The sequence below is a fragment of the Spirillospora sp. NPDC049652 genome, from assembly GCF_040675125.1.
GTDB lineage: Bacteria > Actinomycetota > Actinomycetes > Streptosporangiales > Streptosporangiaceae > Spirillospora.
The window spans coordinates 1-16841 of sequence record NZ_JBFAOF010000063.1; the positions used below are offsets into that span (position 1 = coordinate 1).

Sequence of the window (16841 nt, forward strand, 5' to 3'; positions counted from 1 at the left end):
GAGGGGGCGGCCCGGCGGTGGGCCCGGTGGACGGCCCTGCGGTGGGGCCGCCGGCGGGACCGGTGGCGGGGCCGCCGATGGGCCCGGGAGCAGGGCCGGCTCCGGAGCCTGGGCCCGGGCCGGGCGGGCCGGCCGGGACGGTCGTCGCGGCCGTCTCCCTCGGGCCGTACTCGCCGCGCCGGGCCTTGGTCCAGATGTAGACGACGACACCGATCAGCATCGCCAGGATGCCGAGCATGACGGCCTGCTCACCGGAGCTGTAGACGATGGCGAAGGAGAAGACCAGCGCGATGATCGCCACGGTCATGTCCTTGGCCATCCGCGCCTTGTTGACCGTCCGGCCGCCGGTGACGAGCCAGAACAGCTGGGCCGCGGCGGAGAAGAAGTACGGGATCGCGGTGGTGAAGGACGCGAAGAGCAGGATCGTGTTGAAGGTGTTCTCGGACGCGTAGGCGAACAGCAGCATCAGGGTGGTCAGGCCGGTCCCGACGAGGATGCCGACGACCGGGGCCTCGCGGCCGGACAGCCGGCCGAACGCCTTGGGGAACATGCCGTCCCGGGCGGCCGCCATGGGCATCTCGGCGACCAGCATCGTCCAGCCGTTCAGCGCCCCGATGCCGGAGATGATCGCGCAGACCGCCATCACGTTGCCCCACAGGGAGCCGCCGAACATGTTGTTCAGCGCGTCGGCGAACGGGGCGGTGGAGTTCTTCAGCTGGTCGTGCGGCACGCTGCCGAAGACGGCGAGGGTGGCGAGCAGGTACATCGCGCCGCAGGCGAGGACGCCGTAGACGCTGGCCTTGCCGACGTTGCGCTCGGGGTTCCTGATCCGCTCGGCGACGATGGTCACCGACTCCATGCCGGAGTAGATGAACAGGATCAGGCCGAGGGACAGCGAGATCGCGTTCCACATGGAGCCGCCCTCGGCGTTGAACGGGCCGAAGTTGGCGGACTTCATGAAGAACAGCCCGACGATGCCGACGAAGATCAGCGGGACGAACTTCAGCACGGTCGTGACGCTCTGGAAGAGCCCGATGTTCTTCACGCCGCTCAGGTTGACCAGCGCGGGGATCCAGATGCCGACGAGGCCGATCGCGATCTGCCCGGCGGTGCTGTCCCAGTGCAGGAAGTGGTTGACGTAGCCCACCCAGGCGACCGCGATGCCCGCGTTGCCGCCCCAGGCGGTGAGCCAGAACGACCAGGCGCTCCAGAACCCCATGAACTCGCCGAAGGCGCTGCGCGCGTAGGCGTAGGGCCCGCCGGACGCCGGGATCCGCGCGCCGAGCCGGCCGAAGACCAGGGCCAGCGCGATGGCCCCGATCGTGGTGGCGATCATGACGGGGAAGCTGATCGTCCCGATCGCCGCCAGCGAGGCGGGCAGCAGGAAGATGCCGGTTCCGACGATGTTGCCGACGACCAGGGCGGTGGCCTGCGGGAGGCCGAGCTTGCCGGCCTCGCCGAGCACGCGGCCGGGGTGCGGTTCCCCGGCTCTGTCGAGTTCGCCGGCCTCCCAGGCCGGCCTTGTCGCAGGCTCGCTCATATTACGGTGCCCCCCTCGACCGATCCGATCCGCCCCGGCCGCATAGCGATCATGCGGCATGCGGGGAATTACCCTTGGGCGGGTTGACGAAAACTCGCCAGCGATCAAGACGGTAGTACGCCCGAAATGCGAGTGGCTTCGGGCGCTTTTCACATTTACCGTGCCGAGGGTGCCGCATTACCGGCGCTTGGCCAGCTCAGGCGTCCAGGGGCCCCTGCAGCCAGCAGTTTCGGGGGTTCCGCGTTCCCGGCGTCGACGTTTCGGGGTCCGTTCTTTGAGGTTCCTTTGCCAGCCGTGACGACCCGGAGAGTTCGTCTTCGGCGCCGCCGCGCGACGGCGGTGACCGAGACCACAGACTGCTCGACAATTGAAAGGGAAAAAGACAACGCCCCGGCCGATAAGTCATCGGCCGGGGCGTCGCGAGAAAAGGTTCGGAGAAGTCTCGCGGGGGTCAGCCGCGGCACTTCCCGGCGAGGGCCTGGGCGGGATGCCCGATACAGGAGGGCACCGCGGCCTCCTCCTCCGCGCCCGCGGCGGGGCGCGCGGATCCCGCGCCCAGCACCGAGATCAGCACGAACGCGCCGACGAGCAGCGCGCCGACGAGCGCGACCGGGACGAGCGTCCAGCGGGACGGCAGCCCGAGGACGCTGGTCTCGTAGCCGCCGAACGCCGACAGGCGGCGGCCGAGCTCGGGATCGTCGGCGGTCAGCCGTCGCGCGATCTCCGCCAGCGTCTTGTGCTCACCCGCCGTCAGCCCCATGTGCCCGTCCCCCCGGTTCGGCGTTCGCCCTGATGTGAGGGATGGGTTTAGTCGGTTTTGAGCTTAATGTCCAGTTCGTGGGGCAGGCTTTACCTTCACGCCCGCCTCGGCCCCTCGGGGGCGCGCACGGCGTCCGGGCCGCGCGGGTCAGGAGTCCTGGGCGGTGCCCAGCGCGTCCGCGCCCGCCACGATCTCCGTGAGCTCCATGGTGATCTCCTCCTGGCGGGCCTCGTTCGCCTGCCGGGTGAGCTTGTCGATCAGCTCGTTGGCGTTGTCGGTGGCGGCCATCATCGCGGCCCGCCGGGCGGCGTGCTCGGACGCGGCCGACTCCAGCAGCATGTGCCACAGGCGGCTGTTCACGTACTGCCGGAGCAGGCCGTCCAGGAGCGTGACCGGGTCCGGCTCGAAGTCGTAGACCGACTCGGCCCCCCCGGCCGCCCCGCTCCGCTCCCCGCCCCGCCCGGCGTCCCCCTCGCCCTCGGGCACGTCCTCGACCTCCAGCGGCAGGATCCGCCGGACGGTCAGCCGCTGGGTCAGCATCGACACGAACTCGGTGTAGACGATGTGCACCCCGCCGACGCCGCCCTCGGCCGTCGGGCGGTCGAACGCCTCCAGCAGCGTCTGCCCGATCTCGGCGGTCGTCGCGAAGTCGGGCCGTCCGGAGTCGCCGTGCCAGGCGCGCTCGACCGGCACCCCCTGGAACCGGAAGTGGTCGATGCCCCGCTGGCCGGTGACGTACAGGACCGGCTCGCTGCCCTTCTCCCGCAGGTTCGCCATCAGCGCCTCGCCCTGCTTGATCGCGTTGTTGTTGAACGCGCCGCAGAACCCCCGGTCGCTGGTCACGATCAGCAGCGCCACCCGCGAGGTGTCGGGGTCCTCGTTCAGCAGCGCGTGGTCCATCTGGACGTGGTGGCTGATCAGGGACTCCACCGCCCGGGTCACCTGCCGCGCGTACGGCTTGGACTGGGCGAGCCGCTGCTGCGCCTGCGAGATCCGGGCGGCGGCTATCAGTTCCTGCGCCCGGGTGATCTTCGCCGTGGACTTCACCGAGCGGATGCGGTTGCGCAGTGCGCGCAGCTGAGCGGCCATGGGGCTCACCGTGCCACCGGCCCCGCCCCGGGCCGTGCCCTCGGACCCGTCCCATCACCGAAGCTTTGTCGGGACTTTCCCCCATGAGCGTCGTAGGTCACACGCCCCGCACCGCGGAGGTGGCGGCGGTCACGCAAGGCCGGCCACGAACCGCCCGGACCGGCCGCGCGGCGGCGCGGAACGGACGTGGCGACCGTCACGGCGCGGCGCGGGCGTCCCCGGGCCGTAACGCCGGGGAGCCGGTCATAAACTCGGGGGCATGGCAGCACCCCCCGGAGACGAGACCCGCACGTCCGGCAGCGCGCTCCGGCTCGACGGGCTGGTCAAGCGGTACGGCGCGAAGACCGCGGTGGACGGGCTGTCCTTCGGGGCCGCGCGCGGCGAGGTCACCGCGCTGCTCGGCCCGAACGGGGCGGGCAAGACCACCACGATCGAGATCTGCGAGGGCTTCCGGCGGGCCGACGCGGGCACCGTCCGGGTGCTCGGCCTCGACCCCGTCGCGGACGCCCGCGCGCTCAAGCCGCGCGTCGGCGTGATGCCGCAGTCCGGCGGGGTCCCCGGCACCGCGAAGGCCGGCGAGTTCCTGAAGCTCGTCGCCGCCTTCCACCGCCGTCCGCTCGACCCGGCCGCCCTGCTGGAGCGGCTCGGCCTGACCGAGCACGCGCGCACCCCGTACCGGCGCCTGTCGGGCGGCCAGCAGCAGCGGCTGTCGCTGGCCCTCGCCGTCGTCGGCCGTCCCGAGCTGGTGTTCCTGGACGAGCCGACCACCGGCCTCGACCCGCAGGCCCGGCACGCGACCTGGGACCTGGTCGCCGAGCTGCGCGACGCGGGCGTCTCGGTGGTGCTGACCACGCACTACATGGAGGAGGCCGAGCGGCTCGCCGACCACGTGGTGATCGTCGACCACGGCCGGGTCGTCGCGCAGGGCTCCCCCGGCGCGCTGACCGGGGCCGAGCGGCAGCTGCGCTTCCGCGCCCGGCCCGGCCTCGGCCTGGACGAGCTGGTCGCGGCGCTCCCGCCGGGCAGCGCGGCCAAGGAGTCGCCCGCCGGGCACTACCTCGTCGAGGGCGACGTCCGGCCCGAGCTGCTCGCGACCGTGACCGCCTGGTGCGCCTCGCACGGCGTCCTCACCGAGGACCTGCGGATCGAGCGCCGCACCCTGGAGGACGTCTTCCTGGAGCTGACCGGACGGGAGCTGCGCTCGTGACCACCACCGCCGAACGGCTCGACCTGACGCCCGCGCCGGGCGCCGTCCCGCTGCCCCGGATGATCGCCGCGCAGACCGGCTACGAGCTGCGCGCGCTGCTGCGCAACGGCGAGCAGCTGCTGCTGACGCTGATCATCCCGGTCGTGCTGCTGACGCTGTTCTCCGCGACCTCCCTGCTCGACGTCGGGCCGGGCCGGCGGGTCGACTTCCTCGCCCCCGGCATCCTGGCGCTCGCGGTCATGTCCACCGCGTTCACCGGACAGGCCATCGGCACCGGCTTCGAGCGCCGCTACGGCGTGCTCAAGCGGCTCGGCGCGACGCCGCTGCCCCGGGCCGGGCTGATCGCCGCCAAGACCCTCACCGTCGTCCTGGTGGAGGTCCTGCAGGCCGTGGTGATCGGCGCGGTCGCGCTCGCGCTCGGCTGGCACCCGCACGGCGACCCGTTCTCCGCGGCCGCCCTGCTGCTGCTCGGCACCGCCGCGTTCAGCGGTTTCGGGCTGCTCATGGCCGGGACGCTGCGCGCCGAGGCGACCCTCGCCGCCGCGAACCTGGTCTACATCCTGCTGCTGGCGGTCGGCGGCGTGGTGTTCCCGCTGACCAAGTTCCCGGACGGCGTGCGCGCCGCCCTGGAGCTGCTGCCGGTCTCCGCGCTCGCCGACGGGCTGCGGCAGGTCCTGCAGCACGGCGCGGCGCTGCCCGGCAAGCCCCTGCTCGTCCTCGCGGTGTGGGCCGTCGCCGGTCTCGTCCTCGCCGCCCGATTCTTCCGCTGGGAGTAGTCCCTTGGCCCTCGCCGAAGCCCCCGGTTCGGCCCTTCCGGCGGGTGGCGCGAGCCGCGCCGCCCGGTTCTCGCTCGGAGCCGTCCCGCCGCCCGCGCTGATCCTGCTCGGCATCCTGTCGCTGCAGGTCGGAGCGGGCATCGCCAAGCACCTGTTCGGCCAGCTGCCGCCCGCCGCCCTCGTGCTCCTGCGGCTGGTCACCTCCGCGGTCGTCCTCGCGTTCGTGGCGCGCCGGGCGCTGCGGACGCTCCTGCGCGACCACTCGCGGCGCAGCCTGGCGATCGCGGCGGGCTTCGGCCTGACGCTCGGGCTGATGAACTTCGCGATCTACCAGTCGTTCTCCCGGATCCCGCTGGGCGTCGCGGTCACCATCGAGTTCCTCGGGCCGCTCGCGGTCGCGGTGTTCGCGTCCCGCCGTCCGCGCGACCTGCTGTGGACGGCCCTCGCGGCCGCCGGCGTGCTGCTGCTGGCCCGCGGCAGCGGCAGCGCCACCGACCTGGTGGGCATCGGCTTCGCGCTGCTCGCGGGCGTCGGCTGGGCGCTCTACATCCTGCTCAGCGCCGCCACCGGCCGCCGCTTCTCCGGCTCCACCGGCCTCGCCGTCGCCAGCATCGTCGCGACCGCCGCGATCCTGCCGGTCGGCATCGCCACCGGCGGCACCCGGCTCCTCGACCCGCGGCTCCTGCTGCTCGGCCTCGGCGTCGGGCTGATGTCCTCGGTGATCCCCTACTCGCTGGAGCTGGAGGCGCTGCGCCGCATGCCGGCCCGCGTGTTCGGCATCCTGATGAGCCTGGAGCCCGCCGTGGCCGCGCTGGTCGGCGTCGTCCTCCTCGGCGAGGTCCTGTCGGGCCTGCAGTGGCTCGCGATCGTCTGCGTGATGGCCGCCTGCGCGGGCGCCACCCTCGGCGAGAAGCCCCCACCCGAGACCCCGCAGCCCTAACGGCGTTTTACAAAGTCTCGGCCCATTTCGCTCGCCTAGGGCTCGCTACGTGACCGTGCCTTCGAGACAGGGCTTGGCCGCCGCCTGTGGGCGCGTGATGTGGCGGGTGGGGGGGTAGCGTGCGAGGATCGATCTCGGGACGGACCCGGCGTCCCGACCAGAGCTTGAGAGGAGCCGCCGTGACCGGCCTGAACGACGAGCAGGGGCTGCCGCCCGAGTACTTCGAGGCCGGCCAGGCGTCGTTCGTGGACTTCCTGCGGCTGCACTCGCCCGAGCTGCTCCCGGTGAACCGGTCGCCCGAGGCCGCCCGGCCGCTGGAGCTGCCGCACGGCACCACGGTGCTCGCGCTGACCTTCCCCGGCGGGGTGCTGATGGCGGGCGACCGGCGCGCCACGCAGGGCCACCAGATCGCCTACCGCGGGCTGAACAAGGTCCAGCGCGGCGACGACCACTCGGCGGTCGCGTTCGCCGGGACGGTCGGCCTGGCGATGGACATGGTCCGGCTGTTCCAGGTCGAGCTGGAGCACTACGAGAAGATGGAGACCGTCCCGCTGTCGCTGCCGGGCAAGGCGCGGCGGCTCGGCGCGGTCGTCCAGGCGAACCTGGCCGGAGCGCTGCAGGGCCTCGCGGTCGTGCCGCTGCTCGCCGGCTGGGACCTCGCCGACGGCGTCGGCCGCATCTACTCCTACGACATCACCGGCGCGCCCACCGAGGTCCGCCGGTACCACGCGGACGGCTCCGGCTCGCCGTACGCCTCGGGCGCGCTGAAGAAGCTCTACCGGGACGACCTGACCGAGGACGAGGCCGCCCAGGTCGCCGTCCAGGCCCTCTACGACGCCGCCGACGACGACTCGGCGACGGGCGGTCCCGACCTGGCCCGCCGCATCTACCCGTCGCTGGCCGTGGTCACCGCCGACGGCTTCCGCGCCTACTCCGACGAGCGCGCCGGGGAGATCGCCGAGGCCGTGGTGCGCGAGCGCGCCGCCCGGCCGGACGGGCCGAACGCCCCGCTGCGCTGACCCCGGCGCGCCCGGGGCCGCGTTCTGTCGGGGGTCCCTCGTAGGCTGCCGGTATGCCACGCGCGAACGAGGAGGCCGCCGAGCTGCTGCGGGAGCTCGCCGACCTGCTGTCCATCACCGGCGGCGACGCCTTCAAGATCCGGGCCTACGAGAAGGCCGCCCGGGCGGTCGAGGGCTTCCCGGAGGACATCTCCGGGCTCGGCCTCCCCGGCCTGCGGAAGATCCCGACGGTCGGCGAGGCGATCGCCAAGAAGCTGCTCGACTTCAACGAGACCGGCACCATCCGGCAGGTGGAGGACCTGCGCGCGCAGATCCCCGCCGGGGTGCGGGCGCTGACCGAGATCCCGTCGCTCGGCCCGAAGCGCGCCTACCAGCTGTACGACGAGCTGGGCGTCTCCTCGGTCGCCGAGCTGTCCGAGGCGATCGCCGGAGACCGGCTCAAGGGCCTCAAGGGCTTCGGCCCGAAGTCGGCCGAGAACCTGCGGCACGGCATCGAGCTGCTCGGGCAGACCCGCGACCGCTCCCCGGTCGACGTCGCCGCCCAGCTGGCCGACGACGTCGTGGCCGCCCTCTCCGAGCTTCCCGGCGTCCAGCGGTGCCGGTACACCGGGTCGCTGCGGCGCATGCGCGAGACCATCGGCGACGTGGACGTGCTGGCCGCGGCGGACGACCCGCACCCGGTGATGGAGGCGTTCAAGGCGCTGCCGTTCGTCACCGAGATCATCGGCAGCGGCGACAAGAAGTCCTCGGTGCGCACCTCGCGCGGCCTCCAGATCGACCTGCGGGTCGTCCCCCTGGAGTCGTGGGGCGCGGCGCTGCAGTACTTCACCGGCTCGCAGGCCCACAACATCCGCACCCGCGAGATCGCCGTCCGGGCCGGGCTGAAGCTGTCGGAGTACGGGCTGTTCGACGTCGAGTCGGGCGCGCTGGTGGTGTCGGAGACCGAGGAGGAGGTGTACCGGCGGCTCGGGCTGCCCTGGATCCCGCCGCCCCTGCGCGAGGACACCGGCGAGATCGAGGCGGCGCGGTCCGGCGAGCTCCCCCGCCTCGTCCAGGTGGAGGACCTGCGCGGCGACCTGCACACCCACACCGACCTCACCGACGGCGTGGCGTCCCTGGAGGAGATGGTCGCGGCCGCCGCCGAACGCGGCCTGGAGTACTACGCCGTCACCGACCACGCGCCCGACCTGGTCATGCAGCGGATGACCGACGAGAAGATGCTCGCCCAGCGCGAGCGCATCCGCGAGCTCCAGAAGGAGTACCCGCAGCTGGCGATCCTGCACGGCACCGAGCTGAACATCGGCCCCGACGGCTCGGTCGACTGGGACGCCGACTTCCTCGCCGGCTTCGACGTGTGCGTGGCGTCCGTCCACTCGCACTTCACCCAGAGCCGCGACGAGGTGACCCGCCGCCTGATCACCGCGTGCGAGAACCCGCACGTCAACGTGATCGGCCACCCCACGGCCCGGTCCCTCGGCCGCCGCGCCCCGGTCGACGCCGACTGGGACGAGGTCTTCCGCGCCGCCGCCCGCACCGGGACGGCGATGGAGGTCAACTCGTTCCCCGACCGCCTGGACCTGCCCGCCGACCTGGCCCGCCGGGCGCTGCGGCTCGGCGTGCGGTTCGCGATCGACACCGACGCGCACTCGGTCGGCGACATGCGCAACATCCGGTACTCGGTCGGCACCGCCCAGCGCGCCTGGCTCACGCCCGACGACGTGATCAACACCTGGCCCCTGCCCCGCCTCCGCGAGTTCCTCGCCAAGAAGGGCTGACGGCGCCCGACCCCGCTTCTGGCACCTGGCCACGCTGACGGCGCCCGACCACGGCCGCAGGCCCCGTCCAGACGTCTGGACGGGGCCTGCGGCCGTCGTGTGGAGTTGCGGAAGCCCGAGAGGTCAGGCGGGCTGGGGGGCGGTGCGGGAGGACGGCGCGGGGGCCGCCGTGTCGGCCACGGGCATGGGGCCTCGGTCGCGGGTCGCGAACAGGATGCTCAGGGCGGTGATCCAGACCAGCACCGAGCCGAGCATGTGGAGCACGACCAGCGGGCCGGGGACGCCCATGAAGTACTGGATGTAGCCGAGCGCGCCCTGGGCCAGCTCCAGCCCGACCAGGACCAGCACGCGGCGGCGGTAGGCGGCGGGCGCGCCGGTCCGGACGGCCGCGACCAGGGCCAGGACGGTCAGCGCGACGGTGAGCCAGGCGAGGCCGCTGTGCACGCGGGTCACGTCCTCGATCTCGAAGCCCCAGCGGCGGGCCTTGTCGTCGCCGGCGTGCGGGCCGGTGCCGGTGACGATCGTCCCGGCGACCAGGACCGCCGCGGCGGCCGCCGCCAGCAGCGCCGACAGGCGGCGCAGCAGCGGCCCGACGACCCGCCGGGGGGCCGCGTCGCCCTCGCCCGCGCGCTCGTACAGGGCCACGCAGAACACCAGCATGGCCGGGGAGATCAGGAAGTGCAGCGCGACCGCCGCCGGGTGCAGCTTGGTCAGCACCACGATGCCGCCGATGACGGCCTGCGCGACCACGCTCATGGGCTGGGCGAACGCCCAGCGGACCAGGTCGCGGCGGCGCGGGCGCAGCCGCAGCGCGGCGACGAAGACCAGCACGCCGATCGCCAGCACCACGAAGGTGATCATCCGGTTGCCGAACTCGATCGCCATGTTGGCGGCCGAGTGCGCCGGGTTGTGCGTGGGGACGAGGCTGTCGCCGGAGCACCGGGGCCAGTCGGGGCAGCCGAGGCCGGACTTGGTCACCCGGACCGCGCCGCCGGTCGCGACGATCACCGCGTTGCCGATGACGCCGAGCAGCGCCAGCAGGCGCAGCGACGCCGGGGTGGGATTCCAGAAGGAGTCGGTCACCCGGGTCAGCGGATTGCGCGACGGGCGGGGGTCAGCAGCGGTCTCGGATCGTTCGGCCACGTGCTTCATCGTATGGCCGGGCCCCGGAAGCCTTGACCCGGCCCCCATCCAAGGCGTATGGGCGTGTCGCCCCTCCTGCGGCGTCCCTGCGAGCCGCTGGGCGGCCCCGAGAACGCGGCCGGGACGGGCGGTCGGGCCGGTCAGTCGTAGGGCCCCTGGGAAGGCGGCGGGACGAACCCGGACGGTCCCGGATCGGCCCAAGGCGGGCCCTGCCGGCGGCCGGGCGGCGCGGTGCGCAGGAACGCCTGCCGGGCCAGGCCCATGAGGTCCAGCAGGGAGTCGCGGCGGCCCTCGAACCAGTGCGGCTCGGCGACGCCGCGCTCGGCGCGCTTGTGCAGGAGGGCGAGCTCGGTCGCGGCGAGCTGGTAGTCCTCCATGGCCTTGGCCGCGCCGCGCCCGCCGAGCGCGCGGGCCCAGCGGCGCGCGGCGCGGCGGGCCGGGATCGAGCGCAGCATCCCGATGTCGGCGGGGGTGACCAGGCCGGTCGGCTGGTACAGCGGCAGGACGTGCTCGATCCGCTTGACGGTGTTGCGCCGTTCGACCAGCACGACCGCCAGCAGCGCCGCGAGGACGACCGCGTCCAGGACGTAGACCGAGCCGAGGCCGCCGAGGCCCATGGCGGCGGCGCCGTTCCACAGGCCGTGCAGCAGCATGGCCCCGAGCAGGCCGAGGACGGGCGCGACGGCGCGGCCGCGCCGGTGGGTGGCGGCCCAGGCGACGCCGATGCCGGTCATGGACGTGAACAGCGGGTGGCTCAGCGGCGCGACGATGCCGCGCAGTATGAAGACGGTCTGCAGCTGCTTGGTGCCGCCGAGGTCGAACGCGCGCATGTAGTAGGTGACGTTCTCCATCATGGCGAAGCCGAGGCCGACCATGCAGGCGTACATGATCCCGTCCGCGAAGCCGTCGATCTCGTTGCGCCGCCACCAGAGCAGGCCGAACAGGACCGCGCCCTTCAGCGACTCCTCGATCACCGGGGCGCCGAAGACGGCGCTGATGAAGTGCCCCTTGACCTCGCCGAAGATCGGGACGGTCACGTAGAGCAGGCCGAGGGTGTTCAGCACGAGCGCGCCGAGGACGGCGACGCCGGCGCCCCACATGAACGAGAACACCAGGGCCCGGGGCGGCTCGGGCTCCATCCGGTCGAGCGTGAGGACCAGCGCGATCAGCAGGGGGATGGGGAGGATCGCGAGGATCATCCCGACCCAGAACCCCGCGCCGCCGTAGAGGGCGTCGATGCCGAGCGCGATGAGCGCGCACAGCGACGAGGCGGTGAGTCCCATCACCAGGGCCACGGGGGGACGCCCCGGCATCCGCCCTTCGAGGACCGCCTTCGGGTCGATGCGCGCCATAGCGGGAGCGTAACGGTCCAACGGGCGGCACGGCGACGCGACCCCGGCCGACCTGCGGCGATGCCGTCGCGCCTGGCGGCGTCCGGGCCCGCGCGCGGCGCGGTCAGTGCAGGAGCGGGTCCACGGCGACGGCGGTGAACAGCAGCGCCAGGTAGACGTTGGAGAGGTGGAAGAAGCGCATGGGGCGCAGGTGCACGCCCGTGACGCCCCGCAGGACGTCCTTCACTAGCCGGTGCCCCTCGGCGAGGAAGACCAGGCCAAGGACGATCGCGACGGTCCCGTACACCGGGGTCATCCCGGCGACCGGCCAGAGCAGCAGCGAGCACGCGACGGTCGCCCAGGTGTAGGCGAGGCTCTCGCCGAGGACCCGCTTCTCGGACGCGACGACCGGCAGCATCGGGACCTTGGCGACGGCGTAGTCCTCCTTGTAGCGCATCGCCAGCGTCCAGGTGTGCGGCGGCGTCCACAGGAACACCACGCCGAACAGGATGAACGGGGTCCAGTCGACGGAGCCGCGGACGGCCGACCAGCCGATCAGCACGGGCATGCAGCCCGCGATGCCGCCCCAGATGATGTTCTGGGAGGTGCGCCGCTTCAGCAGCAGCGAGTACACGAAGACGTAGAACAGGATCGCGAACAGCGACATCGCGGCCGACAGCACGTTCACCGCGAGCGCGAACCCGACGGTGGAGACCACCGCGAGGGCGATCCCGAAGGCGAGCGCCCGGCCCGGCAGGACCTGCGCGCGGGCCAGCGGACGGCGCCGGGTGCGGCGCATCTTGGCGTCGATGTCGCGGTCGATGTAGCAGTTGATCGCGTTCGCCGCGCCCGCCGACATCCAGCCGAAGGCGAAGGTGAGCAGCACCCGGCCGAGCGCGGGCACGCCGTCCGCGGCCAGGAACATCACCGGGATGGTCGTGATCAGGAGCAGCTCGATCACGCGGGGCTTGGTGAGCGCCACGTAGGCGCGGACGCTCGCGCCGAGCGTCCGCCTCTCGGCCGGGGCCGCCGCCGGAGGGGCCGACACCGATGCCGCCCCCGGCATCTGGTCGTCCAGCTGCTCGACCCCGAGCTTGTTACTGAGCACCGTCACAATCGGGTCCACGTCCAACTAGGCAAGGGAATTCGCGTCCGCCAAATCGCGTCACCAAGCGGTGCCCCCGCGATCCTTCGGGCCGTCCCGGGACGGGTGCCCCGGTCCGGACTACTGCTGTCGCGGTCGTCTTCGACGTCGTACCGATCGCTCTCAACCGCGGGACCACTGTAGTCCGCCCCCTCCGGGGTTCACGCACCGGGGCACCGGACGCGCCGCCCGCCCGGCCCGGCCCCCGCCCCACCTGCGACGTCGCGGCGGCCCCCCGGGCGGCCCGGCCAGGAGGGCCCGGCCGGAGGATCCGTCCCGGTTCCGCCGCGCGAGGGGTTATGCCGCGAAACGATCGGGCAGGCTCCCGGGGAGGACGGATCGGAGGGTCCCTCCCGGGAGGACGGACCGGACGGTCCGCCCGGAAGGCCGGGGCCTTGGGCCGGACGACGTCACGGGAGCCGGCGCGGAGGTTGGATAGGCTCGGAGGCAGGGCCGGAGCGATCTCGCCGGAGCGCCCGTGACACGGATCGTCCATCGTCCCGTGGGCCCGCAGGGGAACACGCGCGGTGCGCGTCATGTTGCGACGTACGCGACAGAAGGACCTCCGCCTCCGTGTGACAGACATCGCTATATATGTGGTTCGAGAGGAGCCTGGCGTTCCGTGAGTGGGGACAACAGCACGTTTGAGTGGTCCGAGCTGGACCGGCGGGCGGTGGACACGGTCCGCGCCCTCGCGATGGACGCGGTCGAGGAAGCCGGTTCCGGGCACCCCGGGACGGCCATGAGCCTGGCGCCCGCCGCCTACCTTCTGTTCCAGCGTTTCCTGAGGCACGACCCGACCGACCCGGACTGGGCGGGTCGCGACCGCTTCGTCCTGTCCTGCGGGCATTCCAGCCTGACCCTGTACATCCAGCTCTACCTGTCGGGCTACCCGCTGACCCTGGACGACCTGAAGCACCTGCGCAAGTGGGGCAGCCTCACGCCGGGCCACCCCGAGCACGGCCACACCGCCGGGGTGGAGACCACCACCGGCCCGCTCGGCCAGGGCATCGGCAACGCGGTCGGCATGGCGATGGCGGCCCGCCGCGAGCGCGGCCTGTTCGACCCCGACACCGCCGCCGGCGAGTCCCCCTTCGACCACCGCGTGTGGGTGATCGCCTCCGACGGCGACATCGAGGAGGGCATCAGCCACGAGGCCAGCGCGATCGCGGCGCACCAGCGCCTGGGCAACCTGGTCATGATCTACGACGACAACCGGATCTCGATCGAGGACGACACCGCGATCGCCAAGTCGGAGGACGTCAAGGCCCGCTACGCCGCCTACGGCTGGGACGTGCGGACCGTCGACTGGGCGGCCGACGGCGAGTACCACGAGAACGTGGCGGCGCTCGCCGAGGCGATGCGCGCCGCCGAGCTCGAGACGACCCGGCCGACGCTGATCTCGCTGCGCACGATCATCGGCTGGCCGGCGCCGAACAAGAAGAACACCGGCAAGATCCACGGCTCCGCGCTCGGCGCGGACGAGGTCGCCGCCACCAAGAAGATCCTCGGGATGGACCCCGAGCGCACGTTCGACGTCGACCCGGAGGTCCTGGAGCACGCGCGCGGCGTCGTCGAGCGCGGCCGCAAGGCCCACGCCGAGTGGGACCGGCGCTACGAGGCCTGGCGCAAGGCCAACGCCGACCAGGCCGCCCTCTACGACCGGATCTCGCGCCGGGAGCTGCCGGGCGGCTGGAAGGACGCCGTCCCGTCCTTCCCGGCGGGCAAGGCCCTGGCCACCCGCGCCGCGTCCGGCGAGGTGCTGAACGCCCTGGCCCCGGTGCTGCCGGAGCTGTGGGGCGGCTCGGCCGACCTGGCCGAGTCCAACAACACCACGATGAAGGGCGAGCCGTCCTTCATCCCCGAGGAGTTCCAGACCAAGGAGTTCCCGGGCGGCCCGTACGGCAGGACGCTGCACTTCGGCATCCGCGAGCACGGCATGGGCTCGATCCTGAACGGCATCGCCCTGCACGGCGGCACCCGTCCCTACGGCGGCACGTTCCTGGTGTTCAGCGACTACATGCGCCCGGCCGTGCGGCTCGCGGCGCTGATGAAGCTGCCGGTCACCTACGTCTGGACGCACGACTCCATCGGCCTCGGCGAGGACGGCCCGACGCACCAGCCGGTCGAGCACCTGTGGGCGCTGCGCGCGATCCCGGGGCTGGACGTCGTCCGCCCGGCCGACGCCAACGAGACCGCCGTCGCGTGGCGGACGATCCTGGAGCACACCGACCGCCCGGCGGGCCTGGTGCTGTCCCGGCAGAAGCTGCCGACCTTCGACCGGTCCGGCGACATGGGGTCGGCCGAGGGCGTCGCCCGCGGCGGCTACGTGCTCGCCGACGCCGACGGCGGCCGGCCCGAGGTGATCATCATCGCGACCGGCTCGGAGGTGCAGATCGCCGTGGCCGCCCGCGAGGCGCTGCAGGCCGAGGGCACCCCGACCCGCGTGGTGTCGATGCCGTCGGTCGAGTGGTTCGAGGAGCAGGACGACTCCTACAAGCAGCAGGTGCTGCCCGCCGGCGTGCGGGCCCGCGTCGCCGTCGAGGCGGGCGTCGGGCTCGGCTGGCGCGGCTACGTCGGCGACGCCGGCGAGATCGTGAGCCTGGAGCACTTCGGCGCGTCCGCCGACTACGAGACGCTGTTCGAGCAGTTCGGCTTCACCGCCGAGAAGGTCGCGGCGGCGGCGCGGGCCAGCCTCATCAAGGCCGGCTCCCCCGGCGCGGGCCGCGGCAGCACCACCGGTAACTGAGGCGAGAGGAAGCGAGCGATGAGCGACACACTGAAGAAGCTCTCCGGTCTGGGCGTGTCGATCTGGCTGGACGACATCAGCCGCGAGCGGCTGCGCAGCGGCAACCTCGAGCAGCTGGTCAAGGAGAAGAGCGTGGTGGGGGTCACCTCCAACCCCACGATCTTCGCCAAGGCGCTGAGCAAGGGCGACGCCTACGACGGCCAGGTCCGCGACCTCACGGTGCGCGGCGTGGACGTCGAGGAGGCGGCCCGCGCGATCACCACCTACGACATCCGCTGGGCCGCCGACGTGCTGCGCCCGGTCTACGACCGCACCGAGGGCGTGGACGGCCGGGTGTCGATCGAGGTGGACCCGCGGCTCGCCCGCGAGAGCGAGCGGACCGTCGCCGAGGCGCGCGCGCTGTGGTGGATGGTCGACCGGCCGAACCTGTTCATCAAGATCCCGGCGACCGAGGAGGGCCTGCCCGCGATCACCGCGACGCTGGCCGAGGGCATCAGCGTGAACGTGACGCTGATCTTCTCCCTGGAGCGGTACGGCAAGGTCATCGACGCCTACTTCGCCGGGCTGGAGCAGGCCCGCGCCAACGGGCACGACCTGGCCAAGATCGAGTCGGTGGCGTCGTTCTTCGTGTCCCGGGTGGACACCGAGATCGACAAGCGGCTGGACAAGATCGGCTCGGACGCGGCAAAGAAGCTGCGGTCCCAGGCCGGGCTGGCGAACGCTCGGCTGGCGTACGCGCTGTTCGAGGAGAAGTTCGGCACCGACCGCTGGGCGAAGCTGCGCGACGCGGGCGCGCGTCCGCAGCGCCCGCTGTGGGCGTCCACCGGCGTGAAGGACCCGAACCTGTCGCCGACCCTGTACGTGGACGGCCTGATCGCGGACGGCGTCGTGAACACGATGCCCGAGGCGACGCTGGAGGCCGAGGCCGAGAAGGGCGACCCGGCGGGCGACACGGTCACCACCAAGTACGACGAGGCGCGCGCCGTCATGCAGGGCCTGAAGGACGTCGGCGTCGACTACGACGACGTCGTGAAGGTGCTGGAGGACGAGGGCGTCGAGAAGTTCGAGGTGTCCTGGAAGGAACTGCTCGACACCATCACCGCGGAGCTGAAGGACAAGGCGGCCAAGGCGTGACCTCGGTGGTGACCGCAGCGGGGGTCTCGGTCACCATCCGGGGTCCGCTGGTGGACGAGGCCGAGTCCGTGCTGGACCGGCTCGTCACCGACGGCGTTCCCGGCGCGCTGGCGCAGCGCAGTGGCCGGCTGTGGGGTCCGGACGCCGCGCCCGAGGCGGCGCGGCGGCTGGGCTGGCTCCGGCTCCCGGAATCCTCCCGCGACCTGCTCGGCCGGCTGGCCGGGCGGGTCCGGG

At 72.9% G+C, this 16841-nt stretch carries 13 protein-coding genes and 1 pseudogene; 8 read left to right on the forward strand and 6 right to left on the reverse strand.

Annotation, left to right across the window (positions count from 1 at the left end; translation table 11 throughout):
* From AB0J52_RS07195 to AB0J52_RS07205, 3 genes are all read right to left on the reverse strand, one after another.
* The coding region (locus tag AB0J52_RS07195) for an amino acid permease (RefSeq protein ID WP_500180673.1) at window positions 1-1465 on the reverse strand (1465 nt) is incomplete at its 3' end.
* 526 nt (window positions 1466-1991) lie between these two features.
* The gene (locus AB0J52_RS07200) at window positions 1992-2300 is read right to left on the reverse strand and encodes a DUF3040 domain-containing protein (RefSeq protein ID WP_500180674.1); all 309 of its coding nucleotides are present in this window, start codon (window positions 2298-2300) and stop codon (window positions 1992-1994) included.
* Between the two features lie 147 nt (window positions 2301-2447).
* A complete protein-coding gene (locus AB0J52_RS07205; protein WP_500180675.1) occupies window positions 2448-3389 on the reverse strand; it encodes a F0F1 ATP synthase subunit gamma in 942 nt (313 codons plus the stop codon).
* A 259-nt stretch (window positions 3390-3648) separates the two neighbouring features.
* Here AB0J52_RS07205 and AB0J52_RS07210 point away from each other — a divergent pair, with 259 nt between their 5' ends.
* From AB0J52_RS07210 to polX, 5 genes are all read left to right on the forward strand, one after another.
* On the forward strand, window positions 3649-4596 hold the full coding sequence (locus AB0J52_RS07210) for an ABC transporter ATP-binding protein (RefSeq protein ID WP_500180676.1): 948 nt from the start codon (window positions 3649-3651) through the stop codon (window positions 4594-4596).
* 59 nt (window positions 4597-4655) lie between these two features.
* Window positions 4656-5372, forward strand: a complete 717-nt coding sequence (locus AB0J52_RS07215) for an ABC transporter permease (protein WP_500180685.1) — start codon at window positions 4656-4658, stop codon at window positions 5370-5372.
* A 4-nt stretch (window positions 5373-5376) separates the two neighbouring features.
* Entirely contained in the window at window positions 5377-6312 is a 936-nt protein-coding gene (locus AB0J52_RS07220; RefSeq protein WP_500180677.1) for an EamA family transporter, read from the forward strand.
* A gap of 179 nt (window positions 6313-6491) precedes the next feature.
* The gene (gene prcB, locus AB0J52_RS07225; RefSeq protein WP_500180678.1) at window positions 6492-7331 is read left to right on the forward strand and encodes a proteasome subunit beta; all 840 of its coding nucleotides are present in this window, start codon (window positions 6492-6494) and stop codon (window positions 7329-7331) included.
* Between the two features lie 53 nt (window positions 7332-7384).
* The gene (gene polX / locus AB0J52_RS07230; RefSeq protein WP_500180679.1) at window positions 7385-9106 is read left to right on the forward strand and encodes a DNA polymerase/3'-5' exonuclease PolX; all 1722 of its coding nucleotides are present in this window, start codon (window positions 7385-7387) and stop codon (window positions 9104-9106) included.
* Window positions 9107-9229: 123 nt separating this feature from the next.
* Here polX and AB0J52_RS07235 read toward each other — a convergent pair whose 3' ends face one another.
* The 3 genes from AB0J52_RS07235 to AB0J52_RS07245 all read right to left on the reverse strand — a co-directional run bounded on the left by AB0J52_RS07235 (window position 9230) and on the right by AB0J52_RS07245 (window position 12694).
* On the reverse strand, window positions 9230-10258 hold the full coding sequence (locus AB0J52_RS07235; RefSeq protein ID WP_500180680.1) for a COX15/CtaA family protein: 1029 nt from the start codon (window positions 10256-10258) through the stop codon (window positions 9230-9232).
* A gap of 131 nt (window positions 10259-10389) precedes the next feature.
* Window positions 10390-11601, reverse strand: coding sequence for a PrsW family intramembrane metalloprotease (locus AB0J52_RS07240; RefSeq protein WP_500180681.1), 1212 nt, complete (start codon window positions 11599-11601; stop codon window positions 10390-10392).
* Window positions 11602-11704: 103 nt separating this feature from the next.
* On the reverse strand, window positions 11705-12694 hold the full coding sequence (locus tag AB0J52_RS07245; protein ID WP_500180682.1) for a heme o synthase: 990 nt from the start codon (window positions 12692-12694) through the stop codon (window positions 11705-11707).
* Between the two features lie 652 nt (window positions 12695-13346).
* Here AB0J52_RS07245 and tkt point away from each other — a divergent pair.
* From tkt to AB0J52_RS07260, 3 genes and pseudogenes are all read left to right on the forward strand, one after another.
* The gene (gene tkt, locus AB0J52_RS07250) at window positions 13347-15473 is read left to right on the forward strand and encodes a transketolase (protein WP_500180683.1); all 2127 of its coding nucleotides are present in this window, start codon (window positions 13347-13349) and stop codon (window positions 15471-15473) included.
* Between the two features lie 18 nt (window positions 15474-15491).
* Window positions 15492-16607: a transaldolase gene (tal, locus tag AB0J52_RS07255; RefSeq protein WP_500180684.1), complete on the forward strand. Its 1116-nt coding sequence runs from the start codon at window positions 15492-15494 to the stop codon at window positions 16605-16607.
* A pseudogene (locus AB0J52_RS07260) lies at window positions 16604-16841 on the forward strand (glucose-6-phosphate isomerase); the annotation flags it as partial. The gene tal and the pseudogene AB0J52_RS07260, both read left to right, overlap by 4 nt.

Coding starts and splice junctions, on each gene's coding strand:
- AB0J52_RS07205 (WP_500180675.1), bottom strand. CDS start 3,389: ATGGCCGCTCAGCTGCGCGCACTGCGCAACCGCATCCGCTCGGTGAAG.
- polX (WP_500180679.1), top strand. CDS start 7,385: ATGCCACGCGCGAACGAGGAGGCCGCCGAGCTGCTGCGGGAGCTCGCC.
- AB0J52_RS07210 (WP_500180676.1), top strand. CDS start 3,649: ATGGCAGCACCCCCCGGAGACGAGACCCGCACGTCCGGCAGCGCGCTC.
- AB0J52_RS07215 (WP_500180685.1), top strand. CDS start 4,656: ATGATCGCCGCGCAGACCGGCTACGAGCTGCGCGCGCTGCTGCGCAAC.
- AB0J52_RS07235 (WP_500180680.1), bottom strand. CDS start 10,258: ATGAAGCACGTGGCCGAACGATCCGAGACCGCTGCTGACCCCCGCCCG.
- tal (WP_500180684.1), top strand. CDS start 15,492: ATGAGCGACACACTGAAGAAGCTCTCCGGTCTGGGCGTGTCGATCTGG.
- AB0J52_RS07240 (WP_500180681.1), bottom strand. CDS start 11,601: ATGGCGCGCATCGACCCGAAGGCGGTCCTCGAAGGGCGGATGCCGGGG.
- AB0J52_RS07200 (WP_500180674.1), bottom strand. CDS start 2,300: ATGGGGCTGACGGCGGGTGAGCACAAGACGCTGGCGGAGATCGCGCGA.